The sequence below is a fragment of the Novosphingobium sp. FG90 genome (genome assembly GCF_057808725.1).
In genome coordinates this window covers 20,070-28,095 of record NZ_JBMDIO010000050.1, presented here as the reverse complement: position 1 = coordinate 28,095, position 8,026 = coordinate 20,070, and the positions used below count along the sequence as shown (strand labels likewise).

Annotated in this window: 5 protein-coding genes; all 5 read right to left on the bottom strand. The window is 64.5% G+C overall.

The annotated features are described in order from the left end of the window. Window positions 1-153: 153 nt before the first annotated feature. Window positions 154-375, bottom strand: coding sequence for a hypothetical protein (locus ACODRZ_RS24755; RefSeq protein ID WP_488970565.1), 222 nt, complete (start codon window positions 373-375; stop codon window positions 154-156). A 372-nt stretch (window positions 376-747) separates the two neighbouring features. Beyond that, complete coding sequence (locus tag ACODRZ_RS24750; protein ID WP_488970564.1) at window positions 748-1,089, bottom strand: PilZ domain-containing protein; 342 nt, start codon at window positions 1,087-1,089, stop codon at window positions 748-750. 53 nt (window positions 1,090-1,142) lie between these two features. After that, entirely contained in the window at window positions 1,143-1,334 is a 192-nt protein-coding gene (locus ACODRZ_RS24745) for a hypothetical protein (protein ID WP_488970563.1), read from the bottom strand. Next, window positions 1,334-5,599: a translocation/assembly module TamB domain-containing protein gene (locus ACODRZ_RS24740; RefSeq protein WP_488970562.1), complete on the bottom strand. Its 4,266-nt coding sequence runs from the start codon at window positions 5,597-5,599 to the stop codon at window positions 1,334-1,336. Before ACODRZ_RS24740 ends, ACODRZ_RS24745 begins: the two co-directional genes overlap by 1 nt. Next, entirely contained in the window at window positions 5,599-7,920 is a 2,322-nt protein-coding gene (locus ACODRZ_RS24735; RefSeq protein ID WP_488970561.1) for an autotransporter assembly complex protein TamA, read from the bottom strand. Before ACODRZ_RS24735 ends, ACODRZ_RS24740 begins: the two co-directional genes overlap by 1 nt. Window positions 7,921-8,026: the final 106 nt, after the last annotated feature.

Here is an 8,026-nt window from a genome sequence, read left to right as displayed (position 1 = left end):
GCAGCTGACTCTTAATCAGCGGGTCCTTGGTTCGAGCCCAAGTGCGTCCACCATCTCTTCCTTTACACGACTGCCGCACCAGGCCTTCCTGCAAAGGTCACAGGTGACGCACCCCATGCCGGATAGCGCAGGGTGCGCCGGATTTAGCTGCGCTTAGCAGCCATTCGACTTGTTGTGATGACTGATCGCGTTCTCGAGGCCCCTCTTGCCACGCTCGCTGGCATGACCGAGCGCATTGATAAGTCCACGGGGAAGCGAACCCCGGGGCGACTTTCCTGCGTTGCCCTTGCTGTTCGCATAGCCAGCAGTCGATTGACCAGCCTTTGTGCCCGCCATGGCCTGCGTGCTGCCAAGCAGCGTGAAGGCAGCCGTCATGGCAACGAGAATCGTTCGTTTCATCATAGGAAGTGCGACCTTTCCGTTGGGATTGATGCCGACGGCTAGCCGATCGATTTCAGCCGTTTCCCCGCCGGCACTCTCTCGATACCTTCAGTCAGGTAAATATCGTCCAGACAACAGTGATGAAGTCGTTGAATTAACGCCAAATTAAACATGCTGCAACGCGGCAGTCATATTCGTCAACGGCTGGCCCAGCGCACATGCCGCCTTACATCGCAGCGCAGCAATTCCGCGCCTATCCGTCGAAGGCCATAATGGACTACCCGCCAACAGCCACGGCGCTACGACCATGGAGCGGTATCAAGATGGTTAAATGTGGCTTGGGACCGTTGAACCGCTCGTCACGAATTAGTTGCCATCGATCACGGATGCATCCGGCCGGATCGGGATGCCATACGCCTGTCCCAACTCGTCGATGACCCTCGCCGCCAGTGCACGGTGGAATTCCACCCCTACCGTGTTTCCGTCGAGCCAACGTACCTGTGCTGCGACGGGTTTGAAATTGGCGATTCGCAGCTGAATCGGTTCACCGCGGACGAAGACCTCGCTATTGCCCACTATGCTGCAGCCGCCTTGCGAGATGTCTCCCAGTTCGACCGGGAAGACATGCCAGCGCGATTTTCGGCAGCGCGCCTGAAGGAGCACCGCACGGCGGTCTGCCAGTCGATCGTTCTCTTCAGGCTGCATCATGACCTCTTCTGCTCGCCCGGGCGTGCCTAGCGACCAGAAGTAAACCCCAAGCTTCACTGCTCTGCCGTGAGCCCGTCGTCTTCGAGGGGTGGAGAGCCGGTGGCGGCGATCTGGGCGTCGATCTGACGAGCGCGGTCCACGATCGTCCTATTCGCTGCCTTGTAGCGCTCCTCGAACGTCGGCTCGCGCTTGCAGCCGCTCAGGAGGGCCACAAGCGCGAATGCCGCGAACCAGCCGGTCCGCATCAATAGTCCTTCTTGATGCGGACGTTCAGGCTGTTCACGCCCGAACCACCGGCCTGGCTGAGCACCGACAACCATTTCGTCACGCTGACTTCAAGCTGCGTAGCGGTAAAGCCACGCGCGTCCGTGATCAGTTCGACATAGATGTCGTCGGTCAGGTACTGCCCTGCAGCAACGGCCGTGCCGCGCCCGGACTGTTCGTCCGGCCCGAGGATGCGCAGGCGGTCGATGCCCGCTGCCGAACGCAGCTTGCCAAGGGGGTTCAGGCCTCCGCCAGTCCCGCGCAGCGAGTTGAGCGAGGATGCCAGCTGCACCGCCTGCAGCGCCGAGAGGTTGGCGATCGAGCTGCCGAACAGGATGCGCGACAACACTTCGTCGTCAGGCAGGCTCGGATCGGACGAGAAGTCGATCTGCGGGTTCATCGCACGGCCGGTGACGTTCACGTTGACGGTGATGTCCTCGATGTCGTCGGTCGCGGTGATCTGGACGGTCGGATCGATTGGCGTGCCGCCGTTGAACGAGATCAGGCCATCGCTCAGCTGGAATGACCGTCCCGCGAAGCCCAGCGTACCACGCACCAGTTCGACCTCGCCAGACAGCGACGGCGCCGCGCTGGTGCCGGTGACGTTGAAATCCGCGCTCCATTCCGATTCCAGGCCCATGCCGGACACGTAGAGCTTCTCCGGCGCGCGCAGGTGCAGGTCGAGGCGGATCAGTGCGAATGCGCTGGCAGCCGTCGGCGCTGGCTCGTCGCCGGTGATGCGCTGCGGCCCGACCGGCGGCTTGAACCGCACGCCGGTGAGGCGCGGTATCTGGGCGGCACCCTCACGCACGATCTGGTAGCGGGTTTCCGGCAGCTTGATCTCGCCCGCCAGCAACGCAGGCTCGCCGGCGGCCTTGGTCAGCCGCAGGTTGCCCGTTGCAGTAGCTGAGAGGGCATCGCTGCGGGCAAGCCGGGCACGGTCGAGCTTGACGTTGAGGTCCATCGGATAACCGGCGTCGGCGGCCAGGCTTACGCGGCCGCTGGCGCTGACGTTACCGTCGCCGGCCTTTGCCGTCAGCGAGGTCAACTCCAGCGAATCGCCGGTAAACTTGCCTGCCAGCGCCATGCGGTTGAGGCGTGTGCCGTAAGCGATGTTCTCGTAGACCATGTCGCGGCCCTGCACGACGCCATTGATGCACGGACTGGACACGCGGCAGGTGAAGTCCGCCGCCAATCCGACCGAGCCCGTCAGCGTCTGACCGGAAAGCCCCGCGAACGAGAAGAGCGTTTCGGCCGGACCGTTGTAGCGAATGCCTCCGCCCAGCGGAGCATCCATCAGGCGCGTCATCCAGGGGCCATCGCCCGGCGGAAGCGGCTTCAGGCTCGCTGCCATGCGACCGATCACGGTGCCGCGACGGCGGAACACCGCACGGCCCTCACCGCCGTCCGGCAGCAGCTTGCCGACGAAATTGATGTCCACGCCCTGACTTACGGTCAATGAACTGGTGCGGGTGAAGTTGTTGAGCGTCAGGCGAGCATCCGCGCGGGGGAACGCGGTTGCGCTCGCCTGCTCGAAGTCGAGGCTGCCGCTGACCTTGCCGCCGATACCATAACCGGGAGCGAAAGCGTTGAGGATGGCGAGATCGACGCCTTCCATCCGGCTCTGGACCTTCATGCCTTCACCGTAGGTCCCCGCCAGCTTGAGGCTGCCCCCTCCGAACGCGATGTTGGTAGGAAGCAGTTCGTAAGTGCCGTTCTTGGGGACGATGCGGGCGGGCGTGGTCGTCTTGACGTCAAGCCCACGGACACGGCCCTGCAGTGCCACGCGCCATACTTCGGGTTGCATGTCGGCGTTGATGCCGAGACGGAACGGCACGCCGCTGACGCCTTCGATGAGACCCTTAGCCTTGCCTCGGCCATCGCGATAATCGACGAGCACGCGCGCCGCCGCAAGGTCGAGCGCGCCGATGCTCGTACCGGCGATCTGCGCGTCGGCAACCACGTAGGGCTGGTCATAGAGCACCGCGCGACCGTCGATGATGGCGGAGCCGACGGAGAGCTTGGCGGGGCCGTCGAAGATCGCGTTCTTGGCGCGCAGGTTGAAATCGGCCGCCTGGTACTTGCCCTCGGCGTCCAGACGCACGAGACCGCCTATACCGTTGCCGTTGGCAGTCAGTTGCCCCGCAAAGGGACCGGCAGGCGTCTGGACGATACGCCCCGCGAAATCGACGCCGGAAAGATTGGCGCTGTTGATCTCCACCGAGGTCTGTTTCCCCAGGCCGAGTGTCACGTCGGCGCGCAGGGGACCATAATCGGTATCCCCCTTGGCATCGAGGCGATAGCCGCCAGGTGCGCCCTTGATCCGCGCATCGAGATTGGCGAGGCCGATGCCGAGGCCCGGGTGCTCCGCGGTCACATGCGCGTCGGGGTTGCGAATAGTCCCCGTCACCCGGACACCGAGAGCACCGTACTGACGCGACGAGCCGTTGGCGGCGAGCGCAATGCGCCCATCGGGCGACCAGCTGCCTTGCCCGCCGGTGACCCGCAGCAGGGGCGCGTTCATGCGCACGCTGGAAAAGCGCACGACACCGTCGGAGCCGTACTTCACGTTGGAGGAGGCCGAGAAATTGCCGCCGAGATACGTCTGAAGGCTCTCGTTCAGCAGTCTCGTCGAACGTGCCCGCACAGTGCCCTGCAAGGCGAAACCCTGACCCTCGGTCTTGAGGTCCATGTTCGTGCGGATATTAAAGATGCCGACGCTATCGACGCGATAGTTGTCGATCTTCCCGTCGATCGCGCCCGTATAGAGGCCGTTGCTCATGTCGGCGACAAGGATCAGCCCGGCGTCGATGCGGTCCGAACGCAGCCGCATGTTGTCCGAGAGGACACGCGGCCCATCGATGGCGAGGTCGCCGTTGAGCGTGACATTGTCGAGCTTGCCTCCGGCGACCGAATCCAGACCCGTGATGCGGCTGACCCGTGCGGCAACCGGGATCGTGATGTGTCCGGCATCGACCTTTGCCGCACCGCGCGCGGTCAGGTTCTCCAGCCCCATGTCATTCATCACCAGCCGCTTCGCAGCAAGTTGGTAATTGACCGAGGGCGTGGTGAACGCACCGTCGAGAGCAAGCTCGGCAGTCAGGCCCGCTCCGCTCAGGTTCTCGGCCATGGCAGCGGGCTTGAGAAGCACGAACGCCAGCCTGAGATCCTCGAACCGGTTCTCGCCGAGATCGACGAGACCGTTCGGCGTGAGGTTGAAGGCATCACTGGAGATCATGCCCGACAGTCTGGCCCGGCGCTTCTCGAACACTGCGGTCAGGTCGAGGTTGGTGACCGGCCCGAGCAGGCTGGCAGTCGGTCCGGTAAACATCTGGGCGAAGCGTGTCGGCCCCTTGACGACGAAGGTGCCGTTGCGCGCCGTCAGCGCCAGACGCGCAAGTTCGCCGCTACCCAGGTTCGCGTCGAGCTTGCCGTTCCAGGCCGCCCAGTCGCCCTTGCCGGCAAGCTTGAGCACGACTGGCTGGGTGAACCCGGCCAGACCCGCGATCACCCCTCCCTTGGGCGCATCGATATCCACGTCGAGGCCGAGACGGTTACGCTCCGGCACGGCATCGAGCACGGCGTTGAACCGGTCCCCGCCACCCTTGCCCTTGATGGCCACGGTGCCGCCCTTGGCGCTGACCTGCGCGCGGCCGTCGGCAATGTGCGCACGCCCCGCGACGGTCATGATTCTGCGCTGACCGGAGACCGGGGGCTCAGCGATGAAGCGGTCGATGCGCAGTTCGCCCACGTCGATGTCGAGATCGGGAAGCAGCGGCGCGTCGCTGGGCGGCGTGGCGCGGAAATGCGGCGTGCGGCGCAGGATCACTCGCTGTGCCGTAGCGCTGCGCACATCCACATGGTTGTCGAGATAGGCAAACGGGCGCCAGTCGACCCGGATTTCCGGAGAATACAGAAACTCGCCGCGCGGGTCGCGCACGGAGAGGCCGCGCAGGATCATCTTGCCGTAAAGCGACCCGTCGATCCGCGCGACCGAGATCTTCATGCCGTTCTCGAACTCGAGCGCCGCGATCTGGTCGGCGACGAAGCGACGTCCCGGCCCCGTATTGATGCCCAGCACCACCGCGAGAACGAAGGCGACCACTCCCAGCACCACGAAGGCGACGGTCTTGAGCGCCCTGACCCGGATGCGGTGCCAGCGCGATGGCTGTTGCACCACGACTTCGGTGGTTTCGGTTTCCGGCTGCGACGGCATGCCTTCGCTGTTCTCCTCCGGGCCGGCCATCAGAACGCCTGCCCGATCGATACGTAGATATTGAAGCGCGACTCGCCCGGACGCCGATTTATCGGCGTCGCAACGTCAAGCCGCATCGGCCCGAAGTTGGTGTAGAAGCGACCGCCGATACCGACGCCGTAACGCAGGTCGTTGAACTGCGGCATTGTCTCTCGATAGGCCTGACCCGCGTCGACGAAGGCGACAACACCGTAATTGCCGAAGCGATAGCGCGCCTCGACCGATGCCTCGTTCAGACTGCGACCGCCGACCGGGTTGCCGTCAGGTGCCTGCTCGCCGAGTGCCTGGTAGGCGAAGCCGCGGACCGAGCCGCCACCGCCTGCATAGAGCCGGCGCGACGGCGCGATGTCGAACAGCCCTGCCCCCTGGATTGTACCGAGACGCACCCTCCCGGCGAGGACGAAGCTGTCGCTGAACGGATAATAGGTCGAGGCATCCAGCCGCGCCCGAATGTAAGGGTCGAACCCACCGCGCACGGTCGCCTCCGGCTGCACGAGGGTGGTCAGGCGATAGCCCTTGGTCGGGTTCAGCAGGTCATCGGAGGTATCGAAACCGACCTGCCCGTTGAGCCCGGCAACGTAGTAGGTGCGCCGCCTGCGTCCGCCACTCGCGGCGTCATAGTCGGTTTCGGCCGTGCCGAGCATCTCGACGCCGAAGGCATACGTATAGCGCTTCTGCCAGATCGGGGTGGAATCGCGAGCGATGCGTGCCGCGATACGGCCGGTATAGGCGCTGTAGGCGTCGTAATCATTGTGGAAGGCCTCGGCGACAAGTTCGAAAGTCCTGTCGCGCTTGCCTGCGTTGGAGCGGCGGAACGTCACGCCTGCCCCCTGCTGGCGCGTACCGGCGATGGCATGGGCGATGAGCGCGCCCTCGGGCGGGAACATGTTGCGGTGGGTCCAGGTCGCCTGGGCGGTGATGCCCTCACCCGCCGCATAGCCGAGCGATCCGGCGATGGTGCGCGGAGGCCCCGCGTCCTGCTTGACATGCAACGTGACGTACTCGGTGCCGTCGCCGACCTGATCTCCGGTCTTCTGCGGTTCGACCGCTACGGTCGAGAACAGGCTGGTAGCGACCAGCGCCTTGCGCAGATCATCGACCTTCCGGCTGTCGTAGAGTTCGCCGCGCTTGAACCGCGCGAGCACCTGGATGTGATCGGCGTCGAAAGCCATGTCGCCGTCGGTCGTGAAACCGCCGAAGCGGCCGCGCGGGCCAACGGTTACCGGCAGCGTGTAAGCGCCGTTTCCAGCATCCTGGTCGAGCAGGATGTCGCGCTGGCCCACTTCCGCGAAGGGATAGCCGTTTTCGGGCAGCGCCACGGCCACGCGCGCCTCTGCGCCCTGCACACGCTCAGCAACGATTGGTTCGCCAACCTTGAGCGGAAAGTTGTCCGCGATCAGGCCGGGCGGCACCGTCGGATCGGCTTTTACCTGGATGTCGGAGAACACATAACGCTTGCCGGGATTGACCAGGATCACCGCAGTCAGGCCGGGATTGGCCTGATCGGAAGATGGATCCAGGCGCGTGCGCACCTGCGGGCTGTACCAGCCTTCGGATGCGACAACCGTCTGCATAAGCTGGCTGTCTTCGGTCAGCCGGGCCGCGACCATTGCGGTGTTGGCCGCCTTCCCATCCCCCTTTTCAAGGGCCGACGCGGAATCGAACTGGCTTTCAAGGTCGGTATCCGTGTCCTTGTCTGCGAGATCTAGTCCCTGGATGTCGACGCGATAACGGACTTCCGCTTCCTTCTCGTCCGCCTTATCCTCGGCGATCTGCACCGGAGTGACCTCGAACTGATCGATGGGCGGCAGCGGCGCGGTCAGTTCCGCATCGCGAACGGGCGCGTCACCGATCGCTTCGACGGCGTCGCCGTCCGCCAGCGCCGGGTCGCCGGCCGGAGGCGCGGCGCCTTCGGTGGGCTTTGCCCCACTCTGCTGCTCCGCCGTCCGTCGCTCGAAAGCCTCGATCGATTCGAGGGGTTTGTCCAGCTCGGGATCGTCCGAAGCGTCTAGTGCAGGGATGGAGGCATTGAACTCGCCGTCGGGAATGATCGGATCGACCTGTGGCAGAGTGGAGTCGGCAGGCGGCGCCGGCACCTGTACTTCTCCCGCCTCGAGATCGGCTGCCTTGGTTTCAGGCTGGGGTGCAGACTGGCTGGCGGGAGACGCCTTTTCCGCAGGTTTGGTCTGCGCCGACGCAGCGCCCGAAGGCACGACAATGCCGAGAGCAAGAACCAGAGCAACCGCACCGCTGGCACATCCATGGCGCAAGGACAGGGAACGATCTGGCCGATGATCGATTAGCCTGAACATGGACACCGCGACGAATCACCCCTTTTCCGAACCGGTCTGCCCGGCCCCTCCTGAGAATGCCTATCGCATTGCAACAGCGAAAGTTCCCTCGTTCACACAGGCCTGT